The organism is Mesoplasma corruscae, from assembly GCF_002930145.1.
Classification (GTDB): domain Bacteria; phylum Bacillota_I; class Bacilli_A; order Mycoplasmatales; family Mycoplasmataceae; genus Entomoplasma; species Entomoplasma ellychniae.
Map to the genome: position 1 here is coordinate 123,715 of NZ_PHNF01000001.1, position 16,931 is coordinate 140,645.

Sequence of the window (16,931 nt, forward strand, 5' to 3'; positions counted from 1 at the left end):
TTACTCCTTAAAAACTTGACTCTTTTAATAACACATAATCAACGTCTTTGATTGCAGACAGTTTATTACCACCAGAATATGAAATGGATGATTGTAAATCTTGTTGCATTTCCTCTAAAGTTTCAAAAATTGATCCACGAATTTTTATCAAGTCTTTTTTACCTTCAATGAACCTTTTTTCTGACTTATTAAATTCAGATGCAGAACCATAGTATTCTTTGTATAATTCACCATTAACTTCAACAGTTTTTCCTGGTGATTCTAAGTGAGATGCAAATAAAGACCCAACCATTATCATTGTTGCTCCAAATTTAATTGATTTGGCGATATCTCCATTAACTCTTATACCACCATCAGCTATTATTGGTTTTTTAGCATATTTACTACATCATTGTAACGCTGATAACTGTCAACCACCAGTTCCAAAACCAGTTTTTAACTTTGTTATACATACTTTACCAGGACCAATACCAATTTTAGTAGCATCAGCTCCTCAACTTTCCAAATCTATAACAGCTTCTGGAGTCCCTGCATTACCTGCAATAATAAAAGTTTGATCTTTCATATGAATTCGAATATGTTCAATAATTTTTTTAATTGATTCTGAATGGCCATGTGCTATATCAATAGTAATAAAATCCGGAATTAAGTTTTCTTTTGTTAATGTTTCAACTAACTCATAGTCTTCATTTTTAACACCAAGTGATATAGATGAAACTAATGCTTTATTTTTCATTTCTTTAACAAATTGAACTGTGTCAATATTAAATCTATGCATTACATAAAAATAACCCTTTTTTGCAAACTGTTCAGCTATTTGTTGATTTATGACAGTTGCCATATTTGCTGGAATAACTGGCATCTTAAATGTAAATTTTCCTAAAGTAACAGTTGTATCACATTCTTGTCTTGACGACACTATACATTTTTTAGGAAGCAATTGAATATCATTATAGTCAAAAGCTATTAAATTTCTTATTTCTTCTTTCATAATAAACTCCTTTTGATGCAAACAATAAATAAGATAAATAATTAAATATCAAAATAAAATTATAATCCAATATTATTCAAAATTTTACTTATGAAGAACAAAGATTATACTTTATTGATTTATAATTTTTGTCGGTATTTTTAGATTGCCAACAAATGTATTATACATTTAATGAGAATATAATAAATAAAAAAATCACACTTAGTGATTTTAATTAATTATAACAACCTCTCTTTTTTCACGAATGGCTGTAATTGTTATTTCTCCTGGTATAACAACCTTATCTTTTAAGTTATTTTTGAATGTCTCTAAAATTTCAAACATTTCACTTTCATTTGATGCTATTGGGTCTATTATTATCCTAATTTGTCTTCCAGATTGAAAAGCATATGTTTTAGCAATTCCCGGTATTTCCTGACCTATTTCTTCAATTTGATTCATTCTTACGAAAAAATTTTCAATTGTGTCATTTCTGACACCAGGTCTTGAGGCACTTATAGCATCAGCAATAGAAACTATTATTGCTATTTCACTTTCTTTGGCTACATCATTATGGTGAGATGCAATTGCATTTTGAACTATTTCATTTTCACCATACTTACTAGCTTGTTCAACCCCTAATGTAACATGGCTTCCTTCTCTTTCAAAATCTAACGCTTTCCCTATATCATGCAATAATCCTGCTCTTAACGCAGTTTTGGCTGATAAACCTAATTCTGAGGCTATTGTAGAAGCAATCTTTGCTACTTCCACAGAATGTAAAAGAACATTTTGCCCATAACTAGTTCTGTATTTTAATCTTCCCAATAATTTTACAAGATTTTTATCCATGTCTAGTATGTTTAATTCATTTACTGTTTGATAACCAATTTCCAAAATATTTTCTTCTAAAAGTTCTTCTTGAATTTTTAATTCTTTCTCAATTCTTATTGGTTGAATCTTTTTTTCCTTTAATAATTTGTAAAGTGTTCTTGTAGCGATTTCACGTCTTATTGGATTAAAACAAGATACAGTAACAACTTTTGGTGTGTCATCAACAATGATTTCAACTCCTCCATAATTTTCAAAGGCTTTTGTATTTCTTCCATCTTTTCCAATGATTCAACCTTTTAAGTCATCATTTTCAAGCTTGACAACACTTGTTGTTTTTTCATTAACAATATCAGTTTTAAACTTTTCCATAGCAGAAAGAATAATATCATTAGATAGTTCTTTTGATCTAGAATTTGCAAAGTTTTCAGCTTTTTTAATTCTTGAAATAATTTCATGTTGAATTTTATTTTCAACATTTTTTAATATTTCTTCTTTTGCTTCTTCTTGGGTAAACTCACTTAAATTTTGTAATTTAGTTGTTAATTCTTCTTGTTTTAGAATAAGCTTTTCTTTAAGTTTTTGTAATTTAATTTCTTTTTCATCTAATTGTTTTTTTTGTTGATTGTAAAACGTCTTTAGTTGGTTTAGGACTTTTTCTTGCTCTGCAATATTTTTTTGAGCAATTTCATGTTTTTGATGTTCTAAATAACAATTTTCATTAAATAACTTTTTTTCTTGATTTATTTCTCTATATGTATCTGAGAGAATTTGTTTTCTTTCTTTATTTGCTTTCTCTTTCTTCTTCACAATTAAGTGTTTTTGACTTGTAGAAAACATTATATAAAGTAATAAAGATAAGGTTATTATAAAGAAGATTATAAATATAATCATCAGTACAATAAATATCATTTTACTCCTTGTGCCATTAATTAAAATGACACTAAATTCATTATACCAAATTAAGACCTTTCATGTGCTTGCTACACTAAAAGGTCTTAATTTATTGATTAATTACTTCGATTATCTTTTTTTCAATTTCAGTTTGCAAGTTAGGATTTTTTTCAAATCATTCTTTAACTGCAACTTTGCCTTGACCAATTTTCTCTTTGTTATAAGAATATCAAACACCAGACTTATCAATAATATTATAAATAACTGCCATTTCAATTATTTCACTTTGTTTGTCAATACCTTTATTATAATTAATTGTTATAATAGTTTGCTTGAAAGGTGTTCCAACTTTGTTTTTAACAATTTTAACTTTTACTTTATTTGCTGAAATTTCTCCATTATTTATAATATTTTCACCTTTTCTTACTTCAATTCTTAAAGATGAAAAAAACTTTAAAGCTCTCCCACCAGTTGTCGTTTCTGGGTTTCCAAACATGACACCAATTTTTTCTCTTAGCTGATTAATAAAAATAACTGATGTATTTGTTTTAGAAATAATTCCATTTAATTTTCTTAATGCCTTGGACATCAGTCTAGCATGCAACCCAATATTTTGATCAGTCATTTCTCCCTCCAATTCAGCTTTTGGTACCAAAGCCGCTACAGAATCAACAATTATTAATGAAACAGAATTAGATTTAACTAATGTTTCTAATATATCTAATGCTTCTTCTCCATAAGAAGGTTGACTGACTAATAATTTATCAATTTGTACTCCAACATTTCTAGCGTATTTTAAATCTAAAGAGTGTTCTGCATCTATAAAAGCCGCAACTTTTCCTGTTTTTTGAGCTTCAGCAATAGCATGTAAAGATAAAGTTGTTTTACCTGAGGATTCTGGTCCAAACAATTCAATGATACGGCCCATAGGATAACCACCAATTCCAATTGCTTGATCAATTAAAAAAGAACCTGATGAAATTGCTTGAATATCAAGATTAGTTTTTTCTCCATAAATTATTAGTGCTTCTTTTCCATAATTTTTTTCAATAGTTTTAAGGGCTTCTTTTAATGAATCTGATTTTCAAGTATCTTTTTCTGTGCTCACTAGAATCACCTCTTTTTTCTTTGCTGTAATTTCTTGCATAATTACCTCCTAAATATTTATTAAGGAAAATAATTAAATAATGCTATAAATATTCATTAAAACTTCTTTTACCGCATTTTTTTTAAATTCAACTCTTGATAAATTTAATTGCCTTATCTTTAAAATAATTATTTTTTCAAAAGTACACATGCATATATAAGCTAATCCTACTTCTTTATCTTCTAAAGAGCCAGGACCAGCATTTCCAGTAAAACTAATTACAACATCAGTTTTTGTAATTTTTTGAGTATTTTTTGCTAATTCAATTGCACATTGTTTAGAAACAACTCCATATTTTTTAATAATTCGATCATTAACTTTTATAATGTCTTTTTTAAAATCATTTGAGTAACAAATAAAAGCACCTTTAAAAGTTTTGCTTGAGTTTGGTATATCAGTAATTAAGTTAGCAAAAAGTCCACCCGTAAATGATTCACAAGTAGAGATGGTTAAATTCTTATCAATTAAATATTGTACAAGTTTTTCCATATCTTTTTACCTCAAATTATTAAAAAATATGAGATTTTACTATAACCCACGTTTTGTACCCTAAGGTGTCAATCATCTATCTAAGATCAAAAAGATCTTCTCTTAAAACATTCGTTTCTGTTTTTAGAGTTCCTTTACCAAAATTTAAGTTTCTTACTTATGGGGTTTACCGCGTTCCATCTAAAGGTTTCCCTTTTACTCGTCTCTGTGGCACCTTTATAAAATTACCGTGATTATAAAAATTTTAGGTTATTTATGCCGTCAATGTATAACATTGCCTATACTTATTTTTTCGTATAGCATAATCACTACAATCATCACAGATTGTGTAAGCGTGGAGTTTCCTCTACATTATTTTCAAATGCAGCGATTGACCATAAAATCTCTATTAATAATTATAAAGAATTTATAAATTTTTATTGTTATTATTAAATTTTTTCTTTTATTTCTCTAAGTGTTTCACGAATTTCTTCAATAGACTTAATAACATTAAAATCACTAAGTTTTTCTTTTGTAATTTGTTTGTTTTCTTCATGCAATTTGTTAATTGCTTTTTGATACATTGAAATATCGTCAGCATATTTTTTGTTTAAATCATTTAATTTATTAATAGATTTTTCCAAATCATTTATTTGATTAATATAATATTCTAAATCAATAGATACCTTATCTAAAAAATTATTTACCGATTCAATTTTGTATCCTGATAATTCTGTACCAAAGATTTTTTTTGTGATTTCTTGTGGTGTTATTTTGTTAGCCATATTTGAATTTCCTTTATTTTATTTTACATTGTTTTAAAAAAAATATTAATAATATTATATAAAAGGAGAATTATGATTCCATTAAAAAATAAAGGCATGTTTTTAGAAACGATTTTAAATATCACAAATAAAAAGTATAATGATGAAAACATTTGTTTGGTTAATAAAATACCAACTAATTTTAAAATATTGAGCAACGAATTTTCAGATAAAAGAACTTTTGTTTTTGATCAAAATTACAATTGTGATTATATAGGAGTTTACAAAGGTGAATATATAGAGTTTGAAGCAAAAGAAACAAGTAAAAAATATTTTGATTTCAATTTAATAAGAAATAACCAAAATGAAAAAATGCAAAAAGTTAACAATTATGGAGGTTTAAGTTTTTTAATTATTTACTTTTCTGAGTTTGAAACATATTTTTTAGCAGATTACATCAGTGTAAAACAATGAGTTTTTAACAACAAAAAAAGAGTTCCTTATGAATGATTTACCAAATTCGCATATGAAATTTTCTTATCAAGTGATTTAAAGTTAGATTATCTTAAAGGTATAAATAATATTTTAAAAAAATAAAAAAGTGGTCACCACTTTTTTGTTAATTAAGTTTTTCTTTAAGTTGTTTAGCTGGTTTGAATTTTGCTGACTTAGATGATGCTATTTTAATAGGTTCTTTTGTTAAAGGGTTGATACCTTCTCTTGCGGCTCTTTCACTGATTGTAAATTTACCAAAGCCGGCGATTGAAACTTCCTTACCTGACACTAATTCTTGTGCAATTAATTCAAATAATGAATCTACAATAGCTTCACATTCTACTTTAGAAATATTTTCATTTGACAATATTTCTGTTACTAATTCTTTTTTAGTCATTTTAACTCTCCTTGTTTATTAATGTTAAACTAATTTCACATTTTTAAATACATTATTTAAAAGTGAAATAGGCTTAGTATTATTATATAAAATATTGTAAATTATTTTAAAAAAATTCATATCTATTTCATATTTTTTTCCTATTTCATATGCAATTTTAACAGTTGGGACACCTTCAACAGTTAATGGGAAGGATTCTAATGCAAATTCTGCATCATTTACTTCAACAATTTTTAATCCTAATTTAAAATTTCTGGATTTGATTGATGATGCCGTTAAGATAAGATCACCCATTCCTGCAAAGTTTAAAGCAGTTTGAATTTTACCACCAAACTTTTCTGCAAACAAAAACATTTCATTTAAACCTATTGTTAAAAGACTCCCATGAGCATTATCACCAGCTTCAAACCCTTTTAAAATACCAGCTCCAATAGCAATCGCATTTTTTAAAGCTGCAAATATTTCACAACCAGGAACATCATCTGATGGATAAGTATAAAAGTATTCATTTCTAAATACATCGCACAAATAAGAAGCTGTTTGTATATTATCAGAAGCTATCATTACAGCTGTTGGTTGTCTATCTACCACCTCTGATGCAATAGATGGGCCAAACAATGAGGAATATGATTTCATAACTTTTGAATTTTCAAAACTACTAATAATAGATTTAGAAAGAATATCCAAATTTACTTCATCTAAACCTTTGGCTGTATTAATTATGTGCATTGGTCTTTTGTGAAACTTTTTTATATCTTCTACAACATACTTAATTGCTGAAGTTGGAACTCCCAAAATAAGTATTTCAGTTTTTTCTAAAGCTTCAATCATAGATGTGGTTGCTTTTATATTTTTATTGATATTTGTGTTTGGAAAAAAAGTGGAATTTTTATGATATATATTTATATCATCAACTTGCTTTTCTACAATTCCATACATTACAACTTGATGATCATTATCAGCAAGCACGTTAGCTAAAGCAGTGCCATATGCCCCAGTTCCAATAATAGTTATATTTTTTGAATTCATAATTATTTCCTTTCTCTGAAAATAATATTTATAGGTACACCTTCAAAACCAAACTGCAATCTTATTTGATTTTCTATAAATCTTTTATATGAAAAGTGAGCATAATCTGGATTGTTAACAAACAATACAAATGTTGGTAAATAAGCTTCTACTTGTGAACCATAATAAATTTTTAATCTTCCTCCATTAAAATTTGGAGCAGGGTTTATTAGTTGAGCCTTATTTAAAACTTCATTAAAAACAGATGTTTTAATTTTCTTAGTAAGTCCAACTTTTATATCTTCTATTGAAGAAAATATTTTACTTATTCTTGTTTTATCGCGAGTTGAAACAAACAATACTTTGGCATAAGCAAGATATTTAAAATATGATCTTATTTCTTCTTCTTTTTCTAAAATTTTCTTTTCTTTGTCTTCAACTAAATCTCATTTGTTAGCAACAATGATGATTGGTTTTTTTTCTTCAAAAGCCAGCCCGCCAATATTAGTATCTAAATCAGTTATTGTTTCAGAAGAATCTAGCATTAAAATAATTATATCACTTCCGTTTATTGTTGTTAATGATCTTAAATAACTATACTTTTCAATATTTCTAAATATTTTAGATTTTTTTCTAATACCAGCAGTGTCAACTATGGTGTATTCAATATTATTGACTTTAACAACTGAATCCACAGCATCAATAGTTGTTCCGGGAATTTCACTAACAATCATTCTTGTTTCATTTAGTAATGAATTTACTAATGATGACTTACCAACGTTTGGTCTTCCTATAATAGCAATTCTAGAGTTCATATCAGGATTTAAATCATTTGCAGAAGGTAATAACTTAATAACAGAATCTAGCAAGTCTCCAATACCAATTCCATGTGTAGCACTCATCATTATTGGTTCATTAAGCCCTAAACTCATATATTCGTATTGAACATAATCATTAGTTTTTTTGTCATACTTATTAACCGCAAGTATTACTGGTTTTTTTGTCTTGTATAAAATTCGAGCAATCATTTTATCTTCTTCAGTTAGTTGCTCTTTATGGTTTAATACAAAAACTATTACATCAGCTTCTTCAATTGCAATTTCTGCCTGTATTTTAATTTCTTTTGCGAATGGTTGATCTTCTAATGTAATACCACCAGTATCAATCACTATAAATTCTCTAGTTAGCCATTCAGTAGTTCCATATATTCTATCTCTTGTAACACCTGGTGTATTTTCAACTATTGATTTTTTTTGTTTAATAATTCTATTAAACAATGATGATTTTCCAACATTTGGCCTACCAACTATTGCTACTATTCCTTTTTTCATAATTAAAGTACTTCCAATTCTTTTATTTTTTTAACTACCATATCAACAACTTGATCAATAGTTAAATGAGAATTATCAATATATCATGCATCAGGTGTGATTTGCAAAACATTTTGTTTATCTTGAATATCTCTTTTTTCAATCGCAAGTTCTATTTCTCTAATATTCTGATCTAAAATGCCATTAGCTTTATTTTGTTCATATCTTCTTTTAGCTCTCGCCTCAATTGATGAATCTAAATATATTTTTAAATCAGCATTAGGTAAAACAACACTAGTGATATCTCTTCCAATTTCAATGAAGCCTCCGCCTTTAACCATATTGCGTTGTTCATTGACCATGAATTCTCTTACTTCTTTAATTGGAGTAACAAAATTTATAAATTTAACAATGTCATTTTGTTGAATTCTTAGCTCGACATCAATGCCATTTAAAAGTACTTGATTATTTTTTATACTGTAGTTAAAAAATTTGATTTGATTAATTATTTCTTTTTTTGATTCAAAGTTTATTTTGTTGTTTATGCAAAGGAGTGTAAATGCTCGATACATCAAACCAGTATCTATAAATTCGTAATTTAAAATTTCTGAAACTTTTTTAAAAGTAATAGTTTTGCCACTACCAGCAGTTCCATCAACTGCTATCACTATTTTTTTGCTCATTTGAAGTCTCCTTTATTATGCTAATATACTAATTAAAATTCCTACTATTCCAATAAATGCAAATAAAGCGAATGCTATAAAAAATTTTTTAATTTTGTATTTAAATTTCTTTTTATTTCTTTCAAGCTCATGCATTGCACCGTTTTGTTCTGATTGTATTTTTTGAATAATCTCAGATTTATTTTTAATTGCTAAAATTTTATCTGAAATAGCTTTTTCTTGTTCTGGTAATAATAAATTCTTTGCCAATGTTTTATTATTAATTCCTGCATAATTAGTTTGCAAAACTTTACTGTTTTTATAATCTGTTATGTATTTGTTATTAATTTCTGTTAACTTATAAAACATATCTTTTAATTCAGATGAATAAAAGCTTCTTTCATTAAAGTGAGCACCCAATTGTTCGCCATCAAATAAACTGATATCTCTTGTTTCTAAATCTTTTAAGTCACTTAAAACTTCATCAATTGATTCAATCAACTCATAATTATTAAAATCAGACATAATATCATGATCTAAATAAAACTTTATATTCTCATACTCAGTACTTAGTTTAGTTTTTAAACTTGTATAATACTCTTTATCAATTTTAATAAGTTCATCTAAGGAAGAGTTTACATAAGTATCAAAATTAAAAATACCACTGTTTTCACTTATAAACTTATTTTTTTTCTCAATTTCACTCTTGAAAATTTCATTTCTAGATTGTAATTTTGCCATGCTACCTCTTTTTATTATTTATATTTTATAACAAATATCTTTGTTTTAAACACATAAAAAAATAAAACTTAGTTTTATTCTTTAATCATTTTGCAAACATAAAAACCATCAGTATTATTTTCATAACCAAAAAGTTGTTCTTCATATATTTTTTTCATATTAGAATATCTACTTAAAAATTTTTCAATTTGATTTTGATTTTCTAATTTGTTGATAGTACAAGTGGAATATACCATTTCTCCCCTTACTTTTAAATTTTTATACGCATTATCTAACAGGTTTGATTGAAGTTGAATAATTTCATTAATTTTATTTTTTGTATACCCCTTTAATTTAATTTCAGGTTTTCTTTTAAAAACACCAAATCCAGAACAAGGAGCATCGAGCAATATGCAATCAAACTTTTCTTCAAATTTCATAGATATCGCATCTTTGCAGAATAGTTCTATATTCCTGCAAGCTAATCTATCAATATTTTGTTGAATTAATTTAATTTTACTTTCATTAATTTCACAAGCAATTACTTTACCAGTATTTTTTAATTTACTTGATATATGAGTTAACTTACCACCAGGTGCTGCACACATGTCTAATACATGATCATTTAGTTTTGGATCTAATATATTAACAACGTTAATAGATGCTGCGTCTTGAACAGTAATCAAGCCATCAAGATACATTTTACTTTGTACTATAGGAACTCTAGTTATTAAGCAATCTTTTGTAGAAGTTTTAATTAAAAGTAATTCTTCTTTATAAGTTTGAAAAAAGTCTTCAAAAGAAATTTTTAAAGTATTGACTCTAAAGTATATCAATGGTTTTTTAGTAGAATCGTTTGCTAATTTCATTGCAATTTTTGATCCGTATTGTTCTTTAAATAAATTATAAAATGATTCTGGTAAAGAATTTTCAATAATTACTCTTTGTTCTTCAGATAATTCATTAAATGAAAATAGCTCTTGTTCATTATTAATAACTTTTTTTAAAGTTGCATTTACTAAACCAGAAAGTCTTGGATTAATTTTTTTAGCAATACTTACAGCTTCATTAACAACAGCATATAAAGGAATAGTTTTTAAAAACCTTATTTGATAAGCACTCATTCATAAAAGAATTTGTATATCTAAATTAGTTTTTTTATTATCAATTAATTTACTAACAGTTTTTTCCAACAATATCTTATTAGTTATTGTTCCATGAACAATAGCAAAAACAAGATTCTTAAATTTTTGGGGGATATCTTTTTTTGAAATTTCATTTAATAAAATATTTGAAAAAGCTTTATGTTTAAAAACTTTTTGCAAACATTCAAAAGCTATTTCTCTTGAATTATTAGTCTTCATCATTTGCATCATTTCTTTGATTTATGCTAAAAAAATTTACTTTAAACATTAATTTTTGAATTTTAAAATCAATAAACTCTTTTGAATTAATTTTATTAAAATCACCATGGGCTAAAACTTTTTTGTAAACTTTGTTTGAAAGTATTTCAACTAATTTACTTTTTGCATCAAAAGAATCAGCTTGTTTTATATCTTCTTTTTTATTTGCTGCAGTTTGAACATTTTCTTTCCAGTGGTCAACAAAGAATAAATACTTTTCTTCTACTATTTCATTTACTATTTCAACAAGTTTTTCGTATTTAGAAGCCTCACCACTAACAATACATTGTTCTCTTATTAAAATATCTGTTATTTTGGCAACAGCATTTTCAACTGAATCATTTTCAACAACATAATCATAACTATGTTTTAAAGGTATTTCTAAAAGAGCCTTATCAAGTCTCTGCTTAATAACTTCATCAGTTTCCGAATTTCTACCTTTAATTCTTGTAGCTAATTCTGTTATGTTTGGGGGCATTAAGAAAATTGAAAGAACGTTTGCTTCATTTCGAAGAACTTGTGTTGCACCATCAACTTCAATTTCTAATATTACATTTTTTGAGTTTTTAAGCTTTTCTTCTACATATTTTCTAGGAGTTCCATATGAATTACCAACAAATGAAGCATGCTCTATTAATTCATTATTTACAATTGCTGATGCAAATTCTTCTTTTGAAACAAAGTAATAATTTACTCCATCAACTTCACCATTTCTAGGTTTTCTAGTTGTCATTGATATTGAGTATTCCAAATTTAATTTTTTATCTTGAAGTAGTTTTTCATTAACGCTTCCTTTTCCAACTCCACTTGGTCCAGATATTATAACTATTCTACCTTTTTTGTTTGACATTTTATTTCTCCAGTCTTAATATGTATAGATTTTTTTTATTATAACCTTTATGTTTAATTAAAACAAACTCTTTTAGTAATTCTATTTCTAAAACAACTTCTGATTCTAAAATGATAACTCCTCATTTATTTAAAATTTTGTTTTTTAAAAGAGAATCAATTACTTGATTATAAGATTCAACTTTTGCAAAAGGCGGGTCTAAATAAACCAAATCAAAACTTTGCTTATTAGATTGCAAGATTTGTAATAAAAAAATGTAATCATAATTAGTGATATTATATTTTTCATTATTGGTCTTATTTAAATTTATTTTTATTACTTCAATAGCTTCTTTTGAAATGTCATTTATTCAAGCCTCTTGAATTCCTCTGCTTAAACCTTCAATAGTTAAAGCACCAGATCCTCCAAAAATATCTAAGCTTTTTTTATTTTCAAATAAAAAATAGTTACTCAATATATTAAATGCATCTTCTTTAATTCTTGTTAAAGTGGGTCTTGTATTCATCCCATTCAAAGATTGCAATTTCATACCTTTATATTTTCCAGATATAACGTGCATATTTTAATCCTCAAATTTCTTATTTAAAGTAAACATATCTTTTAATATTTGAATTTTAGTTGTGTGTTCATTTTGTGCGGAAACTAACTTAACATGTTTACTACTTAAACAAACATTAACTATTCCGTTTTCAGGAACTTTATTACTAACTCCATCAACAATAATCTCAACATCCTTTATCCCATCAAGAATAACTTTAATATGATGATTCTTTGAAAGAATAATTGGTGCGTGTATAGTTCTAAAAATATTATTAGAAACTGGTGCCATTTCTAGCATTTGGAAGATATTAGTTTCATCAATAATAACAGCTCCACCTTGAGATTTTGAAAAACCAGTGCTTCCACTTGGGGTTGTAAATGCTAATCCTGTCCCTTTAAACTCTTCTAATAATTCATCATTAATCAAAACAGAAGCTCTTAATGGTCTTTTGCTATTTAATATTTTAATTTCATTTATTGCTTTATAATGATTTGCTTCTAATAACGGTATTAGTAATGGTTTTGTTCTTTTTAAGCCATCAATTCTTTTTTTGATATCTTCAATTCTGTTGTGATTAGTATAAAAACCTATCCCACCAGATTTAACTGGTATAAATAAAACATTGTCTAAAATATGATTATACTGCTCAGCAGCTGTTAAAAAGGTTCCATCACCACCAATAACAAAAATAACTTCTGGATTAAGTTTATCTTCAATTCAGTTGTAGTCTTTAAGAACTTTTATTATCTTTTCTGCTTTTTTTAATGAATCTTTGTATTCATTTTTAACAATTGTATATCTCATGTATCCACCTTTATGTTTTATAAATATCTTACCTAAAATATACTTAAAAATCATATATAATATATTTAAAAATTAAGGAGATCGTTATATGAAAAGAATGGTAACTGGTGTTACTTCTAGTGGAAGTCCAACACTTGGCAATTATCTTGGTGTTATTCGTGATTTAGCTAATTATCAGAATGAATATGATTTATTTATTTTTGTTGCTAATTTACATGCCATCACAGTGCCTCAAGATAGTAAAAAATTAAAAGAAAAAACAAAAGAGGCATTTGCAATTTACTTAGCTTGTGGAATTGATCCAGAAAAGTCTACAATCTTTGTTCAATCTGATGTTATTGAGCACACACAATTAGGATGATTATTAACAACTCAAGCAACAATGGGTGAGTTAAGTAGAATGACACAATTCAAAGATAAATCTTTAAGAAGTCAAGATAATATTTCTATCCCAGCAGGGCTGTTTACATATCCTTGTTTAATGGCTGCTGATATTTTATTATACGATCCAAGTTATGTTCCTGTTGGAGTTGATCAAAAACAACATTTAGAGTTAACTAGAGACATCGCTGAAAGAATGAATAATAAATATGGTGAAACACATATTGTTCCTGAAGTTATGTTGACTAAAAGAAATGTAAAAATAATGGATCTTCAAGATCCTACTAAAAAAATGAGCAAATCAAGTGGTAATCCTAAAGCAATTATTTTTATTTTAGATAGTGAAAAAGATATTAGAAACAAAATTAAAGCAGCTGTTACTGACAGTGAAAACTTGATTAAATATGATACAGTTAATAAACCTGGTGTTTCTAATTTAATTGATATTTATTCTATTCTTACAAACAAAACAATTAAAGAATGTGAACAACATTGAAAAAATAAAACTTACAAAGATCTTAAAGATGATGTTAGTGAAGTTTTAGTCAATACTTTAAACCCTATAAGACAAAAATATGAAGAATTGCAAAGCAATAATCAATTGTTAGAAGAACTAATGAAACAAGGTGCTTTTAAAGCTCAAAAAGTAGCATATAAAAAATTACAAAAAGTTCAAAATAAAATGGGGATAAATATATTTAAAAAATAAAAAGTTGAAGACACATCTAATTAATAATTATAAAAAACACAGTTATTGATTGAACTGTGTTTTTTATAATATTTTTTATTTTTTATTTTGAATTGCTGTACGAACTTTTCTCATATATTCAATAAGTTCTTTTTTAGTCATATCACGTAAATTAACATCTTGTAATTTTGCAGTTAGTTCCTTTTCAATTGCTACTTCTCTCAATTTATTTGAGTATTTTTGCAATTCATGTCTTTCTTCTTCAATTACTTCAGATCCATCTATTTTAGCACGCTCATCAGCTGAGACTTTTTTCTCAACTGGTTTTACAGTTGGAGGTTTAGGTGCAGATTTAACTTCTGTTTTTTTAGGTTCTGTTTTTTTCTCAACTGGTTTTACAATTGGGTTTTTAGGTGCAGATTTAGCTTCTGCGTTTTTAGGTTCAACTTCAACTTCTTCAGCTAAATGTTCTTTGTATTTAGCTTCCATTTTTGATAAGAATTCATTAGCTTCTTCATGGGAAACTTCAGGTTTAGATGCTGAGTTTTCTTCTTTTTTCTCAACTGGTTTTACAATTGGGTTTTTAGGTGCAGATTTAGCTTCTGCTTTTTTAGGTTCTGCTCTAACTTTTTCTTTAATTTCAACTTTATTAATGGTTGTTTTTCCTGAATTTAATGCTTTATCTGCAGCTTCAACTAATCCTTGAAAAACTTTTGCATCATTAATAGCTAATTCTGATAACATTTTACGGTTAACATCAATATTTGCTAATTTTAAACCATTCATAAATTTTGAGTATGATAAACCATAAGGTCTAACAGCTGCATTAATACGAACAATTCATAGTTTTCTAAAATTACGTTTGTTTTGTTTTCTACCAACAAAAGCATAAGCCATAGAACGTACTACTTGTTCATGAGCTTTCTTATATGAAGATTTTTTAGTTCCATAATAACCTTTAGCACGTTTAATTCAACGCTTTCTTCTTGCTCTGGTAACTTTACCAAATTTTACTCTTGCCATTTTGTATCCCTATCCCTTTCTTACTTTTGAAGTAATCCTTTAATTCTTTTCATGTCTGTTGTGTGCACTATTGTTGATTTCTCTAAGTGACGTTTTTGTTTTGTTGTTTTTCCAGTAGCACGATGAGATCTATAAGCCTTACCTCTTTTTAAAGTACCATTTTTCTTAACAGTAACTCTTTTTGCTAATGATTTTTTACTTTTCATTTTTGGCATAATATATATTTCCTTTCAAAACTCTTTCTAATTATTTTTTTGGCACTAAATACATATCTAAAAATCTTGAAGTTAATTTTGCTTCTTTTTCAATTTTAGCAGCATCTTCAATTTCTGAGTAAAATTTATTTATTGTCTCCATACCTTGATCCATATAAGCAATTTCACGACCTCTAAATTTTAGAGAAACTTTAACTCTATCTCCAGCTTCTAAAAATTCACGAGCTTTCTTAGCTTTTACCAATAAATCATGTTGACCAATATTAACAGTAAGCCTAACTTCTCTGTTTTCTACTTTAACTTGATTCTTTTTAACTTCTTTTTGCTTTTTTTGTTGTTGGTATTTAAATTTACCATAATCAACAATTTTACAAATCGCAATTCCATCAGCTTGTTGACCTACTTGAAATAAATCTAAACCTCTTTCTTCTGCTAAACGAATTCCATCTAGTTTTGAAATAGGTCCTAACTTTTCTCCATTGTCGCCAATGATTAGTACTTCTCTAGCTCTGATAAAGTTATTTATAGGTTCTTGAACTTTAACTGGTTTTGTATTGTTTCTTCTTTGATCCATTAATGATCTCCTTTTTAGATAAATAAAATGTGTGCCGTCAAAAATTAGATAGCACACATAATAAAATAATATTTTTAAAAATAAGTTTATTATTACCACTTCAAAAAATTGGTGGTGAGCTTGTGCTTCTTTTTCTTTTAACTATTTAATTATATCAATTTTTTTATTACTGTGAATTATTTTGAAATCAAAATAAAAAAAACCAAATTTGGTTTTTAGTAGTTAAACTAATTGAGCGATTAATTCACCTTTAGCAACTTTTCCAGTTTTAATTATTTTAATTTCTTTACCTTCTTGGTTTGTAAAAATAATTGGAGTGGTGATTGAAGGCACTTTTGGTTTTACAAAAGCTAAATCGACATTAACTAATTTTTCTCCAGTTTTAATTTTTTGATCTTGAGTAACATGTAACTCAAAACCTTCTCCGTCAAGAGTAACTGTATCTAAACCAATGTGAATTAATAACTCTACACCTGTTGAGTGTTGAATACCATATGCATGCTTTGTTTGAAATACACTCACTAATTTTCCATCAATAGGAGAAACAAATTCTCCATCAAAAGGAATAATAGCAAAACCATCACCCATCATTTTTTGACTAAATACTTCATCATCAACTTTATCAAGACCAACAACTTCACCATTAACTGGAGCATAAATATTTATTTCTTTATTTTTTTTGCCAAACAATTTCATTTTTTCTCCTTTAGAATTTAATTTTTATTTGCTTTTATGTAATTAATTATAAATACTTTTTAATTTTAATGATAAATATTTCTTAAAAGT

At 26.6% G+C, this 16,931-nt stretch carries 19 protein-coding genes, 1 other RNA gene and 1 pseudogene; 2 read left to right on the plus strand and 19 right to left on the minus strand.

All coding sequences use genetic code 4. From position 1 onward, the window contains the following. Positions 1-7: 7 nt before the first annotated feature. From MCORR_RS00500 to MCORR_RS00525, 6 genes are all read right to left on the minus strand, one after another. Positions 8-991, minus strand: a complete 984-nt coding sequence (locus MCORR_RS00500; protein ID WP_245851758.1) for a GMP reductase — start codon at positions 989-991, stop codon at positions 8-10. Between the two features lie 210 nt (positions 992-1,201). Then, on the minus strand, positions 1,202-2,713 hold the full coding sequence (rny, locus tag MCORR_RS00505; RefSeq protein WP_104207693.1) for a ribonuclease Y: 1,512 nt from the start codon (positions 2,711-2,713) through the stop codon (positions 1,202-1,204). Positions 2,714-2,804: 91 nt separating this feature from the next. Further along, complete coding sequence (recA, locus tag MCORR_RS00510) at positions 2,805-3,842, minus strand: recombinase RecA (RefSeq protein WP_104207694.1); 1,038 nt, start codon at positions 3,840-3,842, stop codon at positions 2,805-2,807. Between the two features lie 33 nt (positions 3,843-3,875). Continuing rightward, on the minus strand, positions 3,876-4,331 hold the full coding sequence (locus MCORR_RS00515) for a CinA family protein (RefSeq protein ID WP_104207695.1): 456 nt from the start codon (positions 4,329-4,331) through the stop codon (positions 3,876-3,878). A gap of 37 nt (positions 4,332-4,368) precedes the next feature. Further along, positions 4,369-4,713: RNase P RNA component class B (gene rnpB, locus MCORR_RS00520), an RNA gene on the minus strand. Positions 4,714-4,759: 46 nt separating this feature from the next. After that, the gene (locus tag MCORR_RS00525) at positions 4,760-5,095 is read right to left on the minus strand and encodes a DivIVA domain-containing protein (RefSeq protein WP_104206074.1); all 336 of its coding nucleotides are present in this window, start codon (positions 5,093-5,095) and stop codon (positions 4,760-4,762) included. Positions 5,096-5,167: 72 nt separating this feature from the next. Here MCORR_RS00525 and MCORR_RS00530 point away from each other — a divergent pair, with 72 nt between their 5' ends. Beyond that, positions 5,168-5,671: a Holliday junction resolvase RecU gene (locus MCORR_RS00530; protein WP_104207696.1), complete on the plus strand. Its 504-nt coding sequence runs from the start codon at positions 5,168-5,170 to the stop codon at positions 5,669-5,671. A 22-nt stretch (positions 5,672-5,693) separates the two neighbouring features. Here MCORR_RS00530 and MCORR_RS00535 read toward each other — a convergent pair whose 3' ends face one another. From MCORR_RS00535 to MCORR_RS00575, 9 genes are all read right to left on the minus strand, one after another. Further along, complete coding sequence (locus MCORR_RS00535) at positions 5,694-5,966, minus strand: HU family DNA-binding protein (protein WP_104207697.1); 273 nt, start codon at positions 5,964-5,966, stop codon at positions 5,694-5,696. A 24-nt stretch (positions 5,967-5,990) separates the two neighbouring features. Further along, complete coding sequence (locus MCORR_RS00540; RefSeq protein ID WP_104206071.1) at positions 5,991-6,995, minus strand: NAD(P)H-dependent glycerol-3-phosphate dehydrogenase; 1,005 nt, start codon at positions 6,993-6,995, stop codon at positions 5,991-5,993. Between the two features lie 2 nt (positions 6,996-6,997). Beyond that, positions 6,998-8,305, minus strand: a complete 1,308-nt coding sequence (gene der / locus MCORR_RS00545) for a ribosome biogenesis GTPase Der (RefSeq protein WP_104207698.1) — start codon at positions 8,303-8,305, stop codon at positions 6,998-7,000. Positions 8,306-8,307: 2 nt separating this feature from the next. Continuing rightward, positions 8,308-8,967 (minus strand): (d)CMP kinase, encoded by a 660-nt coding sequence (gene cmk / locus MCORR_RS00550; protein WP_104207699.1) that lies wholly within the window; start codon positions 8,965-8,967, stop codon positions 8,308-8,310. A gap of 15 nt (positions 8,968-8,982) precedes the next feature. Next, positions 8,983-9,687: a hypothetical protein gene (locus MCORR_RS00555; protein WP_104207700.1), complete on the minus strand. Its 705-nt coding sequence runs from the start codon at positions 9,685-9,687 to the stop codon at positions 8,983-8,985. A 74-nt stretch (positions 9,688-9,761) separates the two neighbouring features. Then, positions 9,762-11,030: a 16S rRNA (cytosine(967)-C(5))-methyltransferase RsmB gene (rsmB, locus tag MCORR_RS00560; protein ID WP_245851759.1), complete on the minus strand. Its 1,269-nt coding sequence runs from the start codon at positions 11,028-11,030 to the stop codon at positions 9,762-9,764. After that, on the minus strand, positions 11,020-11,919 hold the full coding sequence (gene gmk / locus MCORR_RS00565) for a guanylate kinase (protein WP_104206066.1): 900 nt from the start codon (positions 11,917-11,919) through the stop codon (positions 11,020-11,022). Before gmk ends, rsmB begins: the two co-directional genes overlap by 11 nt. A 1-nt stretch (position 11,920) precedes the next feature. Beyond that, positions 11,921-12,478 (minus strand): 16S rRNA (guanine(966)-N(2))-methyltransferase RsmD, encoded by a 558-nt coding sequence (gene rsmD / locus MCORR_RS00570; protein ID WP_104206065.1) that lies wholly within the window; start codon positions 12,476-12,478, stop codon positions 11,921-11,923. A gap of 3 nt (positions 12,479-12,481) precedes the next feature. Continuing rightward, on the minus strand, positions 12,482-13,264 hold the full coding sequence (locus MCORR_RS00575; protein ID WP_104206064.1) for a diacylglycerol kinase catalytic domain-containing protein: 783 nt from the start codon (positions 13,262-13,264) through the stop codon (positions 12,482-12,484). 88 nt (positions 13,265-13,352) lie between these two features. Here MCORR_RS00575 and trpS point away from each other — a divergent pair, with 88 nt between their 5' ends. Beyond that, on the plus strand, positions 13,353-14,354 hold the full coding sequence (gene trpS / locus MCORR_RS00580) for a tryptophan--tRNA ligase (RefSeq protein ID WP_104207702.1): 1,002 nt from the start codon (positions 13,353-13,355) through the stop codon (positions 14,352-14,354). A gap of 645 nt (positions 14,355-14,999) precedes the next feature. On the opposite strand, the pseudogene rplT reads toward trpS, so the two are convergent. The 4 genes and pseudogenes from rplT to MCORR_RS00605 all read right to left on the minus strand — a co-directional run. Continuing rightward, a pseudogene (gene rplT, locus MCORR_RS00590) lies at positions 15,000-15,356 on the minus strand (50S ribosomal protein L20); the annotation flags it as partial. A gap of 20 nt (positions 15,357-15,376) precedes the next feature. Beyond that, positions 15,377-15,571 carry a 50S ribosomal protein L35 gene (gene rpmI, locus MCORR_RS00595; RefSeq protein ID WP_104206062.1) on the minus strand — a complete coding sequence of 65 codons (195 nt, stop codon included), beginning with the start codon at positions 15,569-15,571 and terminating at the stop codon, positions 15,377-15,379. Between the two features lie 31 nt (positions 15,572-15,602). Beyond that, the gene (infC, locus tag MCORR_RS00600; RefSeq protein WP_104207703.1) at positions 15,603-16,145 is read right to left on the minus strand and encodes a translation initiation factor IF-3; all 543 of its coding nucleotides are present in this window, start codon (positions 16,143-16,145) and stop codon (positions 15,603-15,605) included. 222 nt (positions 16,146-16,367) lie between these two features. Continuing rightward, a complete protein-coding gene (locus tag MCORR_RS00605; protein ID WP_104207704.1) occupies positions 16,368-16,841 on the minus strand; it encodes a PTS sugar transporter subunit IIA in 474 nt (157 codons plus the stop codon). Positions 16,842-16,931 lie beyond the last annotated feature (90 nt).